This window comes from Pseudomonas sp. P8_229 (assembly GCF_034008635.1).
Classification (GTDB): domain Bacteria; phylum Pseudomonadota; class Gammaproteobacteria; order Pseudomonadales; family Pseudomonadaceae; genus Aquipseudomonas.
Window position 1 is genome coordinate 714,671 of sequence record NZ_CP125378.1, and the last position, 16,085, is coordinate 730,755.

Below are 16,085 nucleotides of genomic sequence, written 5' to 3' on the forward strand. Positions count from 1 at the left end.
TCGGGCTACCGATACCGTCCGTGGTATGTCACTTGAGTGCGAGCGTGCTGCCTCGCCCCAGCCTTTGAAAACAATAGCCCTCGGTCCTTCGGCTTACAAGCCAGCGGATTCTGCTATCGGCGTAGGCCTTTTCGTCAGGCGTTGTGAGTTCACCACTGCCAATACGCGCTACTCATTTTCCGAGGCAAACACCTCGACGATCTGTTCGATCACCGCCCTCACCCGCGCGGTATGGCGCAGATCCGCATGGGTCACCAGCCACACTTCATAGGGCTGCGGCCGGGTACGCTGCGGCCAGAGCCTGACCAGCCCGTCGCGCTCGCCCATGTACACCGGGATTTCTCCTACACCAATACCCGCCGCAATCGAGCGACGCATCAGCAGGCTCGAACCGAGACTGGCGACGATGCGCCCGCGACTGATCGGCTCCCCCACCAGCGTCAGGTCTTTGTTGCTCTGCAGGTACGGTTGATAGACCACCAGATCATGCCCCGCGAAAGCACTGCCCTGCTCAGGTACGCCGTGGGCATCGACATAAGTCTGCGCGGCAAACAGCCCGGTCGGCCAGCGTGCGATCCGCCGGGCGATCAGGTCCGGGTTGTCCGGCCGGGCATTGCGTACGGCGATGTCCGCTTCGCGCTTGGCCAGGCTGAGCATCTGCGTGGAGGCGTCCAGTTGCACGCGCACGTCCGGATGCTGTTCATGCAAGCGGGCGATGGCCGGGATCAGGAAGTCGATGGCCAGCGAATCGGTGGTGCTGACCCGCACCGTGCCGGTCAGGCGATCATCCAGGCCCTGGATCTGCCGCTCGAGCTCGAGCGCCGAATGCTCCATTTTCTCCACGGACCTGAGCGCCGCTTCACCGACTGCAGTCAGCGCATAGCCGTCGGAGGTGCGCAGGAACAACGTCGCGCTCAGGGACTTTTCCAGCGCGGTGATCCGCCGTCCGACCGTCGCCTGATCCACGCCAAGCACTCGCGCCGCCCCGCGCAGCGTCGACTCGCGACAGACCGCGAGAAATACCCGTGCGTCATCCCAGTTCATCTCATCTCCTGCCGATGCAGATTTGCATCACCGTGCCGCCAAATCGCTGCGCCAAAGCAGCAACAATAGCCGATATCCTCGCCACTGTTCTCAAGCCTGAAAGGCTTTTGAAGGGAATCATTGCCGAAGACTTGAACTCCCACCTACAGACCCCCTACGCAACAGGACCGGATATGACACTGCCCAGCGAAATGACCCGCATCGAAATCACTCAACCCGGCGGCCCCGAAGTCTTGCAGCCCAAGCGCGTACCGCTGCCTGTCGCGGCAGCCGGCGAGGTGCTGATCCGCGTGCGCGCTGCCGGAATCAATCGCCCGGACGCCCTGCAACGCGCCGGCAAGTACCCGATGAAGCCCGGCATGAACCCGATCCCCGGTCTGGAAGTGGCCGGCGAAGTCGTCGCGTTGGGTGCCGGTGTCAGTGGCTTTGCCGTGGGTGACAAGGTCTGTGCGCTGACCAACGGTGGTGGTTACGCCGAGTACTGCACGGTGCCCGCCGGGCAAACCTTGCCGATCCCCGAGGGGCTGGACTGGGTACAGGCCGCCGCCCTCCCGGAAACCTTCTTTACCGTGTGGGCCAACCTGTTCGGCCTCGGTGGCGCGCAACGTGGCCAGCGGGTGCTGATTCACGGCGGCACCAGCGGCATCGGGACGACCGCGCTGATGCTCTGTCGCGAATTCGGTATCGAAACCTTCGCCACCGCCGGCAGCACGGAAAAATGCGCGGCGATCAGCGAACTGGGTGGGCAGCCAATCAATTATCGCGAGCAGGATTTCGCCACCGTCATCGCACAGAAAACCGCAGGCCAAGGTGTAAACGCGATTCTTGACATCATGGGCGCCTCGTATCTCAACGGTAATGTCAGCGCACTGGCGATGGATGGCCGACTGGTGATGCTGGGCTTTCTCGGTGGTGGCAAGGCCAACGACATCGACCTGCTGGCAATCATGGCCAAGCGCGCGGTGATCACCGGTTCGCTGCTGCGCGCGCGAACCGCAGAGGAAAAGGCCGAAATCGCCGAACAGCTGCGCGAGCACGTCTGGCCGGTGCTGGTGGCCGGGCGTTGCCTGCCGATCATCGACCAAGTCTATTCGCTGCATGATGCGGTCCAGGCGCACGCGCACATGGAAAGCGGTGATCACATCGGCAAAATCGTCCTGCGGGTGGATTGAGCCGCAGCATTTTGTAATCGTTGCGGGCACACGGCGGTCGAAAAACTCACGCGCAGACCAAGGCATCTGGTAAAAAGCCTTCTTTGTCTGCGCTGTGGTGAACCGTTTAATGTTCCTTTCCTTCATGACCCGTCTGCGTCGCCGTCGTCTGGCGTTCGCCTGCATGGTTGCGCTGATCATTGGCGTACCGACGAGTTGTGCCGTTCTCGAACACACCGAGCGCAAGCTGCTGTTTCGCATCGAGCCAGGCACGGCCGGCTGGTATCACGGCTTGCCGGGTAGCGTGCAGGAGCTCGACTTGCAGCCAAAAAGCTTCAAGGCCGGGCAGAACATTCATGCCTGGTGGTGGCCAGCAGAACGGCCGAATGCCCCGGCGATTCTCTATCTGCACGGTGTGCGCTGGAATCTCACCGGGCAGTTGTTCCGTATCGAGCAATTGCGCGCGGCGGGCTACTCGGTACTGGCCATCGATTACCGTGGTTTCGGCCAGAGCAAGGGTGATCTGCCCTCGGAAAGCAGCGTGTATCAAGATGCCCGCGTGGCGTGGGAGCGCTTCAAACTGCTGCAGCCCGACCCGAGCAAGCGCCTGATCTACGGCCACTCCCTGGGTGGCGCTGTGGCGATTGATCTGGCGGCCGAACTCGGCCAGGACGCTGCCCGGGACCATACACCGCTGCCGGTCAAGGGCCTGGTGATCGAGTCGACATTTACCTCTCTCGCCGATGTGGCGGCTGCAGTGGCCAACACCTCGCTGCCGGTGCGCTGGCTGCTGTCGCAGAAGTTCGATTCCATCGACAAGATCGCCGAAATTCACATGCCGCTGCTGGTGGTGCACGGCATGGCCGACGCCTTCGTGCCGCCGCGCTTCAGCGAGCAGCTGTTCAACGCCGCGCAACAGCCCAAGCGATTGCTGCTGGTGCCTGGCGCCACCCACAACAACAGCATGGCGCTGGGCGGACAGAATTACCGCAAGGCGATCGATGCACTGATGCAGTCCAGACCCGCGCCTCGTGTGGCCAGCCCGACAGTGGCGCGCAGCGCCCAGGACTCCTAGCGATAACCACGGGCCTGCAGATCGAACAGGCTGGCGTAGTGTCCGTTGGCGGCGATCAGGCTGTCGTGATCGCCCTGCTCCAGGATCCGCCCGCCCTCCAGAACGATGATCTGATCGGCGTTGCGCACACTGGAAAAACGGTGGGAGATCAGCAAGGTCATGCGACCTTCGGTGTGCTGGCTGAAATGCTCGAACACCGCCGCTTCCGCAGCAGGGTCCAGCGCCGAGGTCGGTTCGTCGAGGATCAGGATGTCGGCATCGCGGCGCATGTAGGCCCGGGACAAGGCAATCTTCTGCCATTGCCCACCGGACAATTCCTGACCACCGGCAAACCAGCGGCCCAATTGCGTGGCGTAGCCGCGGTCAAGTCCTTCAATGAACGGTGCGGCCATGCCTTCGGCAGCCGCGGCCTTCCAGCGTTGCTCTTCATTGAACGCCGCGGTATCGCCGACGCCGATGTTTTCACCCACGGTGAACTGGTAGCGGATGTAGTCCTGGAAAATCACGCCGATACGCCGGCGCAGCGTGGTCTCTTCCCAATCCTGCAAGTCGCTGCCATCGAGCAGAATACGCCCTTGATCGGGTCGATACAGGCGAGTCAGCAGTTTGATCATTGTGGTCTTGCCTGAGCCGTTCTCCCCCACCAGCGCCATGCTCTTGCCTGGCACCAGGTGCAGGTCGATACCTTCCAGCGCCGCACGGTTGGCCCCCGGATACCGGAAGCCGACGTTTTCAAAGCGCAGGCCATCGCCCGGTTGCGCGCCGACAGTGAGATGACCGGAGTCGGCCAGCACCGGTTCGGCCAGGTATTCGTAAAGGTTCGACAGGTATAAACCGTCCTCGTACAAACCGCTGATCGCGCTCAGGCTGCTGCTGACCGCCCCCTGTCCCTGCTTGAACAGCACCAGGTACATGGTCATTTGGCCCAGACTGATATTGCCATGCACTGCGTCGATCACCACCCAGGCATAAGCCAGATAGAAAGCCCCGGTGCCGAGCAATCCAAGGCCGAAACCCCAGCCATCGCGACGCAAGGTCAGGCGCCGGTCCTCGGCATAAAGTCTGGCGAACGTGTCCCGGTAACGCTGCAACAGCAACGGCGCGAAGCCGAACAGTTTGACTTCTTTGATGTAGGCCTCGTGGGACAGCAAGGTTTCGATGTAGCTTTGCTGTCGGCTCTCTGGCGCACGGCGGGTGAACAAGCGGAAAGCATCGCCGGAAAAGTGCGCCTCGGCAAAAAACACCGGCAACGCGCCGACCACCAGCAACACCAGTGCCCACGGCGAAAAATGCACCAGCAACACACCGAAGCTGATCAGCATGATCAGGTTCTGGATCAATCCCAGCGACTTCATCACCAACGCCAGCGGCCGGGTCGAGGCTTCGCGGCGCACGCGGACCAGTTTGTCGTAGAACTCGGAGTTCTCGAACTGCACCAGCGACAGGGTCTGCGCCTTTTCCAGAATCAGCGTGTTGACCTTCTGTCCCAACTGCACCCGCAGCAGCGACTGCTGGACCGACAACGCTCGTTGTGTGCCGGACAACAGCGCCAATACCCCCGCCTCCATCAATACATAACGCAATACCGGCCACAGTGGCACATCACCCTGCTGCGCGTGCATCTGCATCGCCGTCACCACCGCATCGACAATACGCTGGCCCAGCCACGCGGCCAGCGCCGGCAATACACCGGCAATCAGGGTCGCCAGCACCAGTCCCAGAAATAATCCGCGTGACGTCGCCCAGACCAGCAACAAGGCGCGCCGGGCCTGATCGAACAGAGCGTTGAATCGGGAAATCAAAGGCATGCAATGGTGCGCTCGGCAACGGGTAGAGCGTGCCATGGTACTCCGCAGGTTTATTCCGTGCTGAGACTGGGCCTTTTCATGAGAAAAACATCTGGAAAAACTCTGCCCGTTCCGGCGTCCAATGCTCTGCTATGTTTTAACCGCCTTTCGCGGAACCTGGCGAAAATCGCCTCACTCCGCGCCTACTGCCAGGACCGCTACCATGAGAATCAATCCCTACCTGATCTTCAACGGCAACTGCCGCGAAGCCTTCACCTTCTACGAGCAAGCCTTGCAAGGAAAACTCGAAGCAATGATGACCTTCGGCGAAACACCCGCCGCCGAGCACGTACCGAAAGAGCACCACAACCTGGTCATCCATACCTGCCTGAAGGTCGGAGACCAGATGATCATGGCCTCCGACACCACACCTGACCGGCCGACCGGGGGCATGAGCGGGTGCTCGATCTCCCTCAATGTCGACAGCATTGCCGAAGCCGAGCGAGTGTTTAATGCGCTGGCCAAGGACGGCCGCGTCGACATGCCGCTGGAGGCGACGTTCTGGGCCGCTCGCTTCGGCATGCTGGTGGACCGCTTTGGCGTGTCATGGATGGTCAATTGCGAGCGCGACAAGTGACGCTGAGGTTTCGTCAGGCATGAAAAAGCCCAACCTCTTCAGATTGGGCTTTTCTGATTATCGCTGGGCCAGCTCATGCCGCACGCATTGCTCGTAATAGGTCTGCTTGACCGCCGCCGGTTTGAGCGTCGAGGTACTGTTGTAAGTCTGTTCGGTGATCCCCATCGCCGTCATGCGCATCCACGGTTGCTGGAACTTGCGCACCTGCAATTGCTTGCGCGCACCGTACAGGGATATCCCCGACAGCTTCGACTGCTGGGCACCGGCAGCGATGTCTGAACCCCACGTACAGGCAAACCGATGACTCTTGCTCAACTCTTTCGCCTGGACTCCCGAGGCAAATGCAGCCAGGGAAAGCGTTGCAACGGTTATGACAATCGTCCGCATATAGCCAACCTAACCTTTTGAAAAAAGGCGAGTTTGCCCGGTCCGGGGAAACCAGGGGGCCAGCAATTTGCCGCCTTGCTTCAGCGCCTGCCGCTCGTCCAACGGGCGGCACCCTGGCCCTGCCCGTGTCTCCAATACGCTACACCCCTCGTACGGAAGGTCTGGAAATGAACAAGACAATTGCAACCTTGGCACTGGCAAGCCTGATGTTGACGGGCTCGGGCTTCTCACTGGCAACCGAGAAGGCAGGATCCGCCGCGCCACCCACTGCCATTCCGGGCGTGAACCAGTCCAGCAACACGTCTGAATCCAACGAAGAGAAAGCCAACAAAAAAGGTGAAGAAGCCTCGGGTTCGAACTCCGGCGCAGAATCGAAAGAAACCGAGAAAGACACGGCGACCTCCAGCGACTCGGAAGACATTCAGAGCAAGCCAAAACAGTAACCACTGGATTGAACGGCAGTGAACGCCGATCATGCTGGAGATTGTCAATTTCCTGCAGATGAATGAGCGAATGCCGAAAAAACCAGCGCAAACTCCAGTCACAGCGACCACCGCCGCTGACATCGAACGCTCGATCCAGGCGCTTAACAAAATGGCCGAGCGCCTGTGGGGCGACGGCCGGGAAGCTGAGGCAAAGGCGCTTCTGGATGCACTGGATGCACTGAACCGGGCGCTGGACCGGATCAGGATTGGTGAGAGCCGCAGGGTTCTGCATTGAGCCCTGCCTGCGCGCAGCAACTTCTGAGCCGCCGCGCAAAACTCACGCGAATGAAAAAGGCCAATGGCAATGCGGCACCTTCGAAAAGCAACCGGCCTTTGAACCCGGTCCAGCGTATGCAACTGAACAGGGCCCGCGTGCTCCTGGAAACCAGCCGATACTCCGTTGAATCCATTGCCGAGCAGGTGGGATACAAGGATGCCACCGCCCTGCGGCGACTTATGCGCCGCCTGTTGAACGTCTCCCCAAAACAGCAGCGCCGGTAAAACCTGGCATCCAGAGCTGGATCCTTCAGAGGATCACCCACTGTGTTTCAGCGAGTGCCGTGTTCATTCGTTCGTAGCAACAAGATGCAAGAACATGTCCATTGCTGCATTGCCCTGCAGCAATGGTGTGTGAGGTCAGGCTCGTGCGAAACTTCACCGACTCACGAATCACGGACGGTGTTGAAATGGTATGCCTGCTTGCTGTCTCTGGAAGTCTGCGCCAGACCTCCTCCAACTCAATTTTGCTCCGAGCAGCTGAGCGTCTATGCCCTGAAGGGGCATTGGTCATGCATTACGACGGTATAGGTGCATTGCCTCACTTCAACCCGGATCTGCTCGAAGATCCCCCTGAGGCAGTCATCGCGTTATGCTCAATTATCGGGCAAGCGGACGGGCTGTTGTTTTCATGCCCCGAATACGCGCGAGGTATTCCCGGTTCATTCAAAAACATGCTCGATTGGCTCGTGAGCAGTGCAGAGTTTCCGGGCAAGCCTGTCGCGCTTTTCAACGCGTCACCCAGAGCCAGTCACGCGCAAGCTGCATTACGCCTGGTACTGGATACGATGTCCGCTCGCATCATCGAGGAAGCGTCAATGACTGTTAACCTCCTGTCCAGCCAACTGAGCGCCGAAAGCATCGCCACCGACCCGGTGATGGGACCAAAGATCGTTACTGCACTCGGCGCCTTTAAACGACGCCTCGAAAATCAAGATTTTTGATACTCCAACACGGGTTTCACCCGATGGCGTTCCTTCGAGTTGCCATAGACGACGCCCCGTACACGGCAGAGATCGTTGTTCTGCCGATATTTTACAGGTCCCCTTCCAAGCGGCAGCCCTCGACGTTTTCCACGGACAGGGCTTCGAGCATTACCTGCTCCAGGATGGCAAAGAAACATTTGATGTGGGCCTGCTTCAATGCCTGAGGCCGGGTCACCAGATAGACCTCCATGTCGGGAAGGTGGATATCCGGGAACAGCTCGATCAGATCCTTCGCCAGTAAACGGGGCAATACCGCCACCCCCATACCTCGCCTCACCGATTCGAGTTGCGCGACGAACGAATTCACACTGATCTGCGCGCGCTCCAGGCCCGCGGCCTTTGCCGCTCGCATTTGCGGCAACATGTCCAGCGGCGGAAGCAAGGCAATGTTGATCGCAGTGCCCGGCGTCACCCGCGGATGCCGTTTCAGATAATCTGCATCGGCGAAGACACCATAAGCGAGCCTGCCTATGGGTCGATAAATCAGCGACGGTTCGCCCAGATGAGCAGTGCGTACAGCAATGTCTGCCACGCCGCGAACGATCTTGTGAAAGTCGCTGGTTACCATCAACTCCACCGAGCAACGCGGGTGCAGAGAAGTGAAACGACTCGCGGCCTCCAGCACGCATGACGAGAACCCCTCTCCGGCACTGACCAGGACACTGCCAGACAGCGCTGTGTTGAGCTCGGATATGCCCGCAACGGTTTGACGCCTCAAGCCCGCTTCCGCCGCCAAGGCGACTTCAACGAGAGATTGGCCCCGCGAGGTCAACCAGCATCCTTCAACGCCCCGCTCGACGAGTGGCTCGCCCAGTGCGATCTCAAGTTGGGTCAGCCGGCGGGACACGGTAGACGCCGCGATTCCCAGGAACTGACCAGCTTGAAGGAAGCTGCCACGCCGAGAAACTGCCAACAGCAGACGAAGATCGTCCCAATTTGCTTGCAACGCCATGCGTCCTGTCCTCCCTGGTCTGCATATGTGCAAAGCCATTATGCAGTAGTCGCTGTTTTTCGGCCGCGGCCTCAAAGGTATATCTGCAGGCCCTCGAACACGAATGGACTGGACTATATGACTACTGGCCCCAACGACTTTGCGGAACGCGCCGCCAGCGCCTTCAATCGCCATGATGTGGAGGCGATGCTTGCGCTGGTTTGCGAAGACTTCATCTACCTCGACAGCATGGGGATACAAACCGGTCGCGAAGCCCTGCGCAAACGGGAGAGTGCATTGTTAGAAGCGCTCCCCGATGCCCACGTAATCTACAGCCCATTCGCCGTCAGTAACGATCGTTTGGCGCTGACTGCCTTCCTGACCGGCACATTCGCCGCCCCCTTGGTGCTGCCAGGCCGGGTGATTGCACCTCATGGACGCCATATCACCGCGTACTACGCCGCACACTTCACCTTCAAAAACGGGCTGGTCATTCGTGAAGAGGCCTTCTTCGACAGTGCAGTGCTGCTGCCGTTAACCCATCCGGCAGAGGATTGAGCCATGTACAGTGTATTCGTTACCGGTGCGACCGGTTTGTTGGGTAACAACCTGGTACGTGAACTGGTCGCTCGTGGTTACTCGGTCAAAGCCCTGGTCCGTTCAAAAGCCAAAGGACAACAGCAGTTCGACAATTTGCCCAGTGTCGAACTCATCGTCGGGGACATGGCCGATGTCGACGCATTCGCAGCGTCACTGCAAGGTTGCGATACGGTGTTTCACACTGCGGCGTTCTTTCGCGACAACTACAAGGGCGGCAACCACTGGAAGGAACTCGAAAAGATCAACGTCGCCGGTACGCGCGACCTGATTCACCAGGCCTACCGCGCCGGCATACGGCGGTTCATCCATACGTCCTCCATAGCCGTGCTCGATGGCGTACCTGGCTCGCTCATTGATGAGACATGTCTGCGGGCCGACGCCGATGCGGATGACTACTACCGCAGCAAGATCCTCGCCGACCGCGTCATCCTGTCGTTCCTGCAAGCACATCCCGAGATGCATGCCTGCATGGTGCTGCCCGGTTGGATGTGGGGTCCTGCCGACATTGGCCCGACCTCCTCGGGGCAGTTGGTCAACGATGTCGTACACGGCAAGTTACCCGGGCTGATCCCAGGCAGTTTCTCCGTCGTCGATGCACGTGATGTGGCATTCGCGCTGATTGCTGCGGCCAAACATGGCCGACGCGGTGAACGCTATCTCGCGGCGGGCCGGCATATGACGATGCGTCAGTTGGTTCCTGTTCTAGGACGTATAGCGGGCGTCAAGACACCCGTTCGACAACTACCGCTCCCCCTTCTATACACTTTGGCGGCTGTGCAGGAGATCTATGCGCGCCTTACCGGCAAGCCGATTCTGCTGAGCATGGCCACGTTGCGCCTGTTGATACGAGAGGAGGACCGTTCCTGTTTCAACCACCGCAAGAGTGAACAGGAGCTTGGCCTGAGTTTCAGGTCGCTAGAGCTGACAATCACTGACACCGTGGCGTGGTACCGTGATCATGGCTGGTTTGAAAGCCACAGTGCCTCGAAGAAAAAAAACTCATCCGCCATGATCGACATCTGACGCTCGGAAAAAACAAGGACGTAAAATGTTGAAAAGGGAAATCATCCTGATGCGTCACGGTCAGCCAAAACTGGCCGCAACGGACAAAATTTCAGTGTTCGAGATGAAAGACTGGATCGAACAATACGACCGATCCGAAATTACCCATCACCCGGTCCCACATGCCAGCCTGCAACTCGCCGCAACCGCCAAGGTGATTGTTTCAAGCAGCGCGCCACGTGCGCTGAGTTCCGTCCAGGCGCTCGGCCTGAAGCCTGCACTGGTCGACGCGCTTTTCTGCGAAGCACAACTACCTTCAGGCCATTGGAAACTGCCACGGCTATCGCCGTTTACCTGGGCAATTATCCTTCGAGTTTTATGGCTGTGCGGTTACTCACGCAATGTCGAATCCGCCGGCGTTGCAAGGAGGCGCGCCAGCACGGCAGCCAAGCGATTGCAGTCCATTGCCAGCGATGGACCGGTTTTGCTGCTCGGCCATGGCTTGATGAACCGAATGATCGCCAAACAACTGATGGCCGATGGATGGGCGCGCCAAAAACGTAACGGCAGCCAGTACTGGAATGCGACCGTGTATCAATATGGCGATGTGTAAGAGGCGGGTTGTTACAGAGGATGGAAAGAGGAGGTAATTCCAGGTCTGAATATCAGCGAAATTACCGGGTAGTTTTGCGCGGGTTTTGCGCAGGCACAAAAAAGCCGATCCATATGATCGGCTTAAGTGTCTGATTTTACTAAGGAATTATGGTCGGGACGGAGTGATTCGAACACTCGACCCCTAGCACCCCATGCTAGTGCGCTACCGGACTGCGCTACGCCCCGACTGGTTTGAAACCTGCTCTTCGTCTCGAAGAGCGCTCAAGAATATAGCGCAAGCTTTTGAAAACTGGAAGTATTCAAACGCAGCTTTTTATTTCTTGAGAACCACCAGCACATCTTCAAGCTCGGCAATCATCTGGCGGATCATTTGCTTGTATTGGGTGGTGTCGTCTTTGGCTTCATCGCCGGACAAACGCAGGCGCGCGCCGCCGATGGTGAACCCCTGATCGTAAAGGAGCGCGCGGATCTGCCGGATCATCAGCACGTCCTGGCGCTGATAATACCGGCGGTTTCCGCGGCGTTTGACGGGGTTGAGTTGAGGAAACTCCTGCTCCCAGTAGCGCAGCACGTGTGGTTTTACGGCACACAGCTCGCTGACTTCACCAATGGTGAAGTAGCGTTTGCCCGGGATGACGGGTAGTTCGTCGTTATGACTTGGTTCCAGCATAAGCCTCAACTCGGGCTTTCAACTTCTGCCCTGGACGAAAGGTGACCACACGGCGAGCCGTGATCGGGATTTCTTCCCCCGTTTTCGGGTTGCGGCCAGGCCGCTGGCGTTTGTCCCGAAGGTCGAAATTGCCGAAACCGGACAATTTGACCTGCTCGTTGTCTTCAAGAGCGTGCCTGATTTCCTCGAAAAACAGTTCAACCAATTCCTTGGCTTCCCGCTTGTTCAGGCCCAGTTCTTCATACAGACGTTCCGCCATCTCAGCTTTCGTCAAAGCCCCCATACGTCACTTCCTTAACGTGGCGTTCAACCTTTGTTCGAGCGAGGTGAGGATATTTTGCGTCGTCGAATTCACCTCATCGTCATTAAGAGTGCGCGATGGATGCTGCCAGGTCAAGCCAACTGCAAGGCTTTTTCTATCAGGATCAATACCTTTACCCTGATACACGTCAAACAGCCTGAGATCCGTGAGCCATTCACCTGCATTTTCACGGATTACGTCCAGCACAGCCGAGGCCGCGACGTCTTTGTGCGCGATCAGTGCAAGGTCACGACGCACTTCAGGAAAGCGCGACAACTCGTGGAATTGCGGCATTTTTCCAGCTGCCACTTCCGCCAGAACCAGCTCAAAGACGAAGACTGGACGATCCAGACCCAGGGCTTTGGACAATTCAGGGTGGATCGCGCCGATAAAGCCGACCTCACGCCCGTCACGTTCGATGCGCGCGGTTTGACCCGGGTGCAACGCCGGGTGTTTGCCCGGGGCGAAAGTGAAGGTATCCAGTGCACCGGCGAAACCCAGCACCGCTTCAACGTCAGCCTTGACGTCGAAGAAATCGACCGTGTCGCGACCTTGCGCCCAGCCTTCCGGCAGACGGCTACCGCAAACCACACCCGACAGCATCGGCTCTTGCTTCAGGCCTTCCAGCTGACCAACGAAGCGCAGACCGCTCTCGAACAGCCGCACGCGATCTTGCTGACGGTTCAGGTTGTGCTGCAACGCCTTGACCAGACCCGGCCACAGCGAGGAACGCATGGCAGCCATGTCGTTGGAGATCGGATTGGCCAGCAACAGCGGCTCGACGCCCGGATTGAACAGTTCGAACTGACGTGGATCGATGAAGCTGTAAGTGATCGCTTCCTGATAACCACGGGCCACCAGCAGGCGACGCAGTTCAGGCAGATCGCTGCGCGCTTCAGCCTTGGCTTGTGGCGCGAGGCGTGCTTGCGGGTAACGAACCGGAAGACGGTTGTAGCCGTACAGACGCGCCAGTTCTTCGATCAGATCGACTTCCAGGCTGATGTCGAAGCGGTGGCTTGGCACTTCTACGCGCCACTGCCCTGCTCCGTCAGCGGAAATGTTCAGACCCAAGGCGCTAAGCAGACGCTCGACCTGCACCGAATCCATTTCCATGCCCAGCATCTGGGTAATGCGCTGCGCACGCAGGGTGATCGGCGCGATCGACGGCAGGTGCTGCTCGCTGACGGTCTCGATGATCGGCCCGGCTTCACCGCCAGTGATTTCCAGCAGCAGGCCAGTGGCGCGCTCCATGGCTTCACGGGCCAGTTGCCAGTCCACGCCACGCTCGTAACGGTGCGAGGCGTCGGTGTGCAGGCCGTAGGAACGCGCCTTGCCAGCCACAGCGATCTGGTCGAAAAACGCACTTTCCAGGAAAACGTCGCGCGTGGTCGCGGACACACCGCTGTGCTCGCCTCCCATCACGCCGGCAATCGCCAGAGCGCGAGTGTGGTCGGCGATCACCAGCGTATCGCTACGCAGGCTGACTTCCTGACCGTCGAGCAAAACCAGCTTCTCGCCCTCTTCCGCCATGCGCACACGGATGCCGCCATTGATTTCGGCGAGATCGAAAGCGTGCAGCGGTTGACCCAGCTCAAGCATCACGTAGTTGGTGATGTCGACGGCAGCGTCGATGCTGCGCACTTCGGCGCGGCGCAGACGCTCAACCATCCACAGCGGGGTTGGCTTGGACAGGTCAACGTTGCGGATGACACGGCCCAGGTAACGCGGGCAGGCGGCAGGCGCCAGCACTTCCACCGAACGCACTTCGTCGTGCACCGCTGGAATGGCCATGACCACTGGACGGGTGACCGGAGCGGCATACAGCGCGCCCACTTCACGGGCCAGACCGGCCAGCGACAGGCAGTCACCGCGGTTCGGGGTCAGGTCGACCTCGATGCTGGCGTCTTCCAGGTCCAGATACACGCGGAAATCTTCGCCCACCGGCGCATCAGCCGGCAGTTCCATCAGACCGTCGTTACCTTCACCGACCTGCAACTCGGCTTGCGAGCAGAGCATGCCGTTGGACTCGACACCACGCAGCTTGGCCTTCTTGATCTTGAAGTCGCCTGGCAGCTCGGCGCCGATCATGGCGAACGGAATCTTCAGGCCCGGACGCACGTTTGGCGCACCGCACACGACCTGGAAGGTTTCCGCGCCATTGCTGACCTGGCACACACGCAGCTTGTCGGCGTCAGGGTGCTGCTCGGTGCTCAGCACCTCGCCCACTACCACGCCGCTGAAAACACCGGCGGCCGGGGTCACGCTATCGACCTCCAGGCCCGCCATCGACAGACGAGCAACCAGCTCGTCGCGACTTACCTGCGGGCTAACCCAGCCACGCAGCCATTGTTCACTGAATTTCATCCTGCTCTCCTAAGAATTCGTTACGACTAGCGAAATTGCGCGAGGAACCGCAAGTCGTTGTCGAAGAACAGACGCAAGTCGTTCACGCCGTAACGGAGCATCGCCAGACGCTCGACGCCCATGCCGAAGGCAAAGCCGGAAAACTCTTCCGGGTCGATGCCGGACATGCGCAGCACGTTCGGGTGCACCATGCCGCAGCCCATGACTTCCAGCCAGCCGGTCTGCTTGCAGACGCGGCAGCCTTTACCGCTGCACATCACGCATTCCATGTCGACTTCAGCGGATGGCTCGGTGAACGGGAAGTACGAAGGACGGAAACGTACGGCCAGCTCTTTTTCGAAGAACACACGCAGGAATTCTTCGATGGTGCCTTTGAGATCGGCGAAATTGATGTCGCGATCGACCAGCAGGCCTTCGACCTGGTGGAACATCGGCGAGTGGGTGATATCGGAGTCGCTGCGATACACGCGGCCTGGGCAGACGATGCGGATCGGCGGCTGTTTCGATTCCATGGTGCGAACCTGTACCGGCGAGGTATGGGTGCGCAGCAGCATGTTTGCATTGAAGTAGAAGGTGTCATGCATCGACCGGGCCGGGTGGTGGCCTGGGATGTTGAGCGCCTCGAAGTTGTGATAGTCGTCTTCGACCTCAGGGCCTTCGGCGATGCCGTAGCCAATACGGGTGAAGAATTGCTCGACTCGTTCCAGAGTCCGGGTCACCGGATGCAGACCACCGGAGGTCTGGCCACGGCCCGGCAACGTCACATCAATGGATTCGGCAGACAGTTTGGCAGCCAGTTCGGCTTCTTCAAACAGCGCCATGCGCGCATTGAGAACGCCTGTGACACGTTCCTTGGCAACGTTGATCAGCGCGCCGACTTGCGGACGCTCTTCTGCCGGCAAATTCCCCAGGGTCTTCATCACCTGAGTCAATTCGCCCTTTTTGCCAAGGTATTGAACCCGGATTTGCTCCAGGGCATTGATATCTTCAGCGCTTTGCACAGCCTCTAGTGCTTGAGAGACCAGCGCATCCAGGTTTTCCATGTACAGACTCCAGATACAAAATAGGGGAAGAGCTTGAAGGCTCTTCCCCTATTTAAGACGTTTACCACCTGGCCCCACGAAAGTGAGGCCGGGTGATTGTCGGGGGTACTTAAGCCAAGGTGGCTTTAGCTTTCTCGACAATCGCAGCAAACACCGCTTTTTCGTTCACTGCCAGATCAGCCAGAACCTTACGGTCGATCTCGATGGACGCTTTTTTCAGGCCAGCGATGAAACGGCTGTAGGACAGACCGTTAACACGAGCACCAGCGTTGATACGAGCGATCCACAGAGCGCGGAACTGACGTTTTTTCTGACGACGGTCACGGTAGGCGTATTGGCCTGCCTTGATTACCGCTTGCTTGGCAACACGGAATACGCGGGAGCGTGCGCCGTAGTAGCCTTTAGCAAGTTTCAGAATTTTTTTGTGACGCTTACGGGCAATGACGCCACGCTTTACACGAGCCATGAGTTACTTCCTCTATTCTTGACTAAAATTAACGAAGGCGCAGCATGCGCTCGACTTTTGCCACGTCAGACGGATGCAGCAAGCTGCTACCGCGCAGTTGACGCTTACGCTTGGTCGACATTTTAGTCAGGATGTGGCTCTTGAAAGCGTGCTTGTGCTTGATACCGTTAGCAGTTTTCAGAAACCGCTTAGCAGCACCACTTTTGGTTTTCATTTTTGGCATGTTCGGATACTCCGCATTCAGTTGATAAACATAATCAGAAGG

20 protein-coding genes and 1 tRNA gene are annotated in these 16,085 nt (G+C 58.9%); 10 read left to right on the forward strand and 11 right to left on the reverse strand.

What is annotated here, in order from left to right:
* Positions 1-168: 168 nt before the first annotated feature.
* A complete protein-coding gene (locus tag QMK55_RS03025; RefSeq protein ID WP_102356721.1) occupies positions 169-1,044 on the reverse strand; it encodes a LysR family transcriptional regulator in 876 nt (291 codons plus the stop codon).
* 173 nt (positions 1,045-1,217) lie between these two features.
* On the opposite strand from QMK55_RS03025, the gene QMK55_RS03030 reads away from it, so the two are divergent.
* Both QMK55_RS03030 and QMK55_RS03035 read left to right on the forward strand, forming a co-directional pair.
* Entirely contained in the window at positions 1,218-2,216 is a 999-nt protein-coding gene (locus QMK55_RS03030; RefSeq protein ID WP_102356722.1) for an NAD(P)H-quinone oxidoreductase, read from the forward strand.
* A 109-nt stretch (positions 2,217-2,325) separates the two neighbouring features.
* Complete coding sequence (locus QMK55_RS03035) at positions 2,326-3,270, forward strand: alpha/beta hydrolase (RefSeq protein WP_320328650.1); 945 nt, start codon at positions 2,326-2,328, stop codon at positions 3,268-3,270.
* On the opposite strand, the gene QMK55_RS03040 is transcribed toward QMK55_RS03035, so the two are convergent.
* The gene (locus tag QMK55_RS03040) at positions 3,267-5,078 is read right to left on the reverse strand and encodes an ABC transporter ATP-binding protein (protein ID WP_102356724.1); all 1,812 of its coding nucleotides are present in this window, start codon (positions 5,076-5,078) and stop codon (positions 3,267-3,269) included. The genes QMK55_RS03035 and QMK55_RS03040 overlap by 4 nt on opposite strands.
* A 202-nt stretch (positions 5,079-5,280) precedes the next feature.
* Here QMK55_RS03040 and QMK55_RS03045 point away from each other — a divergent pair, with 202 nt between their 5' ends.
* Positions 5,281-5,694, forward strand: coding sequence for a VOC family protein (locus QMK55_RS03045; protein ID WP_320328651.1), 414 nt, complete (start codon positions 5,281-5,283; stop codon positions 5,692-5,694).
* Between the two features lie 57 nt (positions 5,695-5,751).
* On the opposite strand, the gene QMK55_RS03050 is transcribed toward QMK55_RS03045, so the two are convergent.
* A complete protein-coding gene (locus QMK55_RS03050; RefSeq protein WP_102356726.1) occupies positions 5,752-6,081 on the reverse strand; it encodes a hypothetical protein in 330 nt (109 codons plus the stop codon).
* Positions 6,082-6,248: 167 nt separating this feature from the next.
* On the opposite strand from QMK55_RS03050, the gene QMK55_RS03055 reads away from it, so the two are divergent.
* The 4 genes from QMK55_RS03055 (at position 6,249) to QMK55_RS03070 (ending at position 7,786) form a co-directional block, all read left to right on the forward strand.
* On the forward strand, positions 6,249-6,524 hold the full coding sequence (locus QMK55_RS03055) for a hypothetical protein (protein WP_102356727.1): 276 nt from the start codon (positions 6,249-6,251) through the stop codon (positions 6,522-6,524).
* Positions 6,525-6,594: 70 nt separating this feature from the next.
* Positions 6,595-6,801 carry a hypothetical protein gene (locus tag QMK55_RS03060; RefSeq protein WP_102356762.1) on the forward strand — a complete coding sequence of 69 codons (207 nt, stop codon included), beginning with the start codon at positions 6,595-6,597 and terminating at the stop codon, positions 6,799-6,801.
* Between the two features lie 50 nt (positions 6,802-6,851).
* Complete coding sequence (locus QMK55_RS03065) at positions 6,852-7,067, forward strand: helix-turn-helix domain-containing protein (protein ID WP_413787266.1); 216 nt, start codon at positions 6,852-6,854, stop codon at positions 7,065-7,067.
* Positions 7,068-7,252: 185 nt separating this feature from the next.
* Positions 7,253-7,786: an NADPH-dependent FMN reductase gene (locus QMK55_RS03070; RefSeq protein ID WP_256588181.1), complete on the forward strand. Its 534-nt coding sequence runs from the start codon at positions 7,253-7,255 to the stop codon at positions 7,784-7,786.
* A 91-nt stretch (positions 7,787-7,877) separates the two neighbouring features.
* Here QMK55_RS03070 and QMK55_RS03075 read toward each other — a convergent pair whose 3' ends face one another.
* On the reverse strand, positions 7,878-8,780 hold the full coding sequence (locus QMK55_RS03075) for a LysR family transcriptional regulator (protein ID WP_102356729.1): 903 nt from the start codon (positions 8,778-8,780) through the stop codon (positions 7,878-7,880).
* A 117-nt stretch (positions 8,781-8,897) separates the two neighbouring features.
* Here QMK55_RS03075 and QMK55_RS03080 point away from each other — a divergent pair, with 117 nt between their 5' ends.
* Genes QMK55_RS03080 through QMK55_RS03090 form a run of 3 tightly spaced genes read left to right on the forward strand, consistent with a single transcriptional unit; the run spans position 8,898 to position 10,974 of the window.
* Entirely contained in the window at positions 8,898-9,317 is a 420-nt protein-coding gene (locus QMK55_RS03080) for a nuclear transport factor 2 family protein (protein ID WP_320328652.1), read from the forward strand.
* Between the two features lie 3 nt (positions 9,318-9,320).
* The gene (locus QMK55_RS03085; RefSeq protein WP_320328653.1) at positions 9,321-10,382 is read left to right on the forward strand and encodes an SDR family oxidoreductase; all 1,062 of its coding nucleotides are present in this window, start codon (positions 9,321-9,323) and stop codon (positions 10,380-10,382) included.
* Positions 10,383-10,431: 49 nt separating this feature from the next.
* Positions 10,432-10,974: a histidine phosphatase family protein gene (locus QMK55_RS03090; protein ID WP_320330241.1), complete on the forward strand. Its 543-nt coding sequence runs from the start codon at positions 10,432-10,434 to the stop codon at positions 10,972-10,974.
* 150 nt (positions 10,975-11,124) lie between these two features.
* Here the strand turns inward: QMK55_RS03090 and QMK55_RS03095 are convergent.
* The 7 genes from QMK55_RS03095 to rpmI all read right to left on the reverse strand — a co-directional run bounded on the left by QMK55_RS03095 (position 11,125) and on the right by rpmI (position 16,043).
* Positions 11,125-11,201: transfer RNA gene (locus QMK55_RS03095), tRNA-Pro, on the reverse strand.
* 88 nt (positions 11,202-11,289) lie between these two features.
* Positions 11,290-11,646 (reverse strand): MerR family transcriptional regulator, encoded by a 357-nt coding sequence (locus tag QMK55_RS03100; protein WP_003179985.1) that lies wholly within the window; start codon positions 11,644-11,646, stop codon positions 11,290-11,292.
* Positions 11,627-11,929 (reverse strand): integration host factor subunit alpha, encoded by a 303-nt coding sequence (gene ihfA / locus QMK55_RS03105; protein WP_002553164.1) that lies wholly within the window; start codon positions 11,927-11,929, stop codon positions 11,627-11,629. Before ihfA ends, QMK55_RS03100 begins: the two co-directional genes overlap by 20 nt.
* Positions 11,930-11,932: 3 nt before the next feature.
* Positions 11,933-14,311, reverse strand: coding sequence for a phenylalanine--tRNA ligase subunit beta (gene pheT, locus QMK55_RS03110; protein ID WP_102356739.1), 2,379 nt, complete (start codon positions 14,309-14,311; stop codon positions 11,933-11,935).
* 26 nt (positions 14,312-14,337) lie between these two features.
* On the reverse strand, positions 14,338-15,354 hold the full coding sequence (pheS, locus tag QMK55_RS03115; RefSeq protein WP_003226365.1) for a phenylalanine--tRNA ligase subunit alpha: 1,017 nt from the start codon (positions 15,352-15,354) through the stop codon (positions 14,338-14,340).
* 109 nt (positions 15,355-15,463) lie between these two features.
* Positions 15,464-15,820 (reverse strand): 50S ribosomal protein L20, encoded by a 357-nt coding sequence (gene rplT, locus QMK55_RS03120; RefSeq protein ID WP_007913489.1) that lies wholly within the window; start codon positions 15,818-15,820, stop codon positions 15,464-15,466.
* 28 nt (positions 15,821-15,848) lie between these two features.
* Complete coding sequence (rpmI, locus tag QMK55_RS03125; protein ID WP_002553160.1) at positions 15,849-16,043, reverse strand: 50S ribosomal protein L35; 195 nt, start codon at positions 16,041-16,043, stop codon at positions 15,849-15,851.
* Positions 16,044-16,085 lie beyond the last annotated feature (42 nt).